The organism is Streptomyces sp. NPDC055254, from assembly GCF_053606025.1.
On the sequence record NZ_JBSGQV010000104.1, the window covers coordinates 1 to 1,112 of the forward strand.

General features: G+C 67.0%; 2 protein-coding genes. Both read right to left on the reverse strand.

The window, feature by feature from the left end:
- Positions 1-740: IS3 family transposase (locus ACWFQ8_RS33565; protein ID WP_453790045.1), on the reverse strand; the 740-nt coding region annotated here is incomplete at its 3' end.
- Positions 737-1,045, reverse strand: a complete 309-nt coding sequence (locus tag ACWFQ8_RS33570) for a transposase (RefSeq protein WP_383903959.1) — start codon at positions 1,043-1,045, stop codon at positions 737-739. The genes ACWFQ8_RS33570 and ACWFQ8_RS33565, both read right to left, overlap by 4 nt.
- Positions 1,046-1,112: the final 67 nt, after the last annotated feature.

Sequence of the window (1,112 nt, forward strand, 5' to 3'; positions counted from 1 at the left end):
CGGGTGCCGATCTCCTCTTTGAGTACGGCCCAGAAGCTCTCCGCGGCGGCGTTGTCGAAGCAGCTCCCGGTCCGGCCCATGCTCTGCCGGTGTTCCAACTCGCGTATCCTGTCGCGGAGTTGTCCGGAGGTGTATTCCGATCCGCGGTCGCTGTGGATCACGCAGCCGGGCTCCAGGCGTCCCAGCGCGGCGGCCATGTCCAAGGCGTCGACGACAAGGTCGGCGCGGTGGTGGTCGGCCATCGAGTACCCGATGATCTCGCGTGTGGCCAGGTCCAGCCACGAGGCGAGGTAGAGCCGGCCCTCGGCCGGGGGGATGTAGGTGATGTCTCCGACGATCTTCGTTCCGGGGCCGGCGGCGGTGAAGTCCCGGCCGATCAGGTCCGGCGACGGGGCGGCCTTGGTGTCGGCCTTGGTCAGGCTGCGGCGGCCGGTGCGCCGGCTGTTCCCGGCGATGCCGTTCTCCCGCATGACCCGTGCCACCCGCTTGTGGTTGACCGGCCGGCCCTGCCGGTGCGGTTCGGCGGTGACGCGCGGGACGCCGTAGTTCCGCCGGGACGCGATGTGGATCACCGTGATCTCGTGGGCCAGGGCCTCATCCGCCCGCCGCCTCGCCTCGCGGGCCTCGGCTCCGGCCACCCACGCGTAGTACGTGGAGCGGGCGGTCTTCATCACCTTGCACAGCAGCACGATCGTGTAGTTCGCCTTCTCCGCATGGATGAACCGGCATATCTCGCTCACCGGTCGCTCTCCTTTACGAAGAAGGCGGTCGCTTTTTTCAAGATCTCGATAGTCTTCGCCTGCTCGATGGTCAGCTTCCGCAGCCGCTTCAGTTCCTCGTCCCTATCGTCGGCGGCCCGCACTGCACCGGGTCCCGATCCGTTGTCCTGGGCGGCTCGGGCCTTCTTCACCCAGCCCCGCAGGGACTCCGAGCTGATCCCGAGTTCCCGGGCGACCTCGGTCACCGTCCGTCCCGAAGATCGCACGAGCTCGATCGCGTCCCGCTTGTACTCGTCCGAGTACCGCTTCGTGTACTTGCTTCCCACCTGGCACTACTTCCTCTGGAACCTCAGATCCCAGTCTCCAGGTGTCCACGATCAAGGGGAAGCTTCA